This is a genomic window from Streptomyces sp. NRRL S-646 (assembly GCF_000720765.1).
Lineage (GTDB): Bacteria > Actinomycetota > Actinomycetes > Streptomycetales > Streptomycetaceae > Streptomyces.
This window is the reverse complement of the sequence record NZ_JODC01000125.1, coordinates 1-274: the sequence shown is the minus strand read 5'-3', so window position 1 is coordinate 274 and position 274 is coordinate 1. Positions and strand designations below refer to the sequence as shown.

Annotated in this window: 1 protein-coding gene; it reads right to left on the bottom strand. The window is 69.0% G+C overall.

From position 1 onward, the window contains the following. A partial coding sequence (locus tag IH68_RS51475; RefSeq protein ID WP_037886789.1) for a zinc-binding dehydrogenase occupies window positions 1-274 on the bottom strand: 274 nt, incomplete at both ends.

Genomic DNA, 274 nt, shown 5'->3' with positions numbered 1-274 from the left:
GGCGCGCCGCACATCCCAGCACGTCACGGGCAGGGGCCTGAGCACGCCCGCCTCGAACAGCGCGACCAGGTCGGCCAGCATCTCCCCGATCCGCTCCGGCGCCACGTCCATCAGATCGAACGCCCGATAGGCCACGCCCGCGTGCTCGGCAGCCACCACCTCCGGGTCACGGATGTCGGTCTTGCCCATCTCCAGGAAACGCCCACCACGCGGCAGCAACCTCAGCGACGCGTCCACGAACTCACCAGCCAGCGAGTCCAGTACGACATCCATG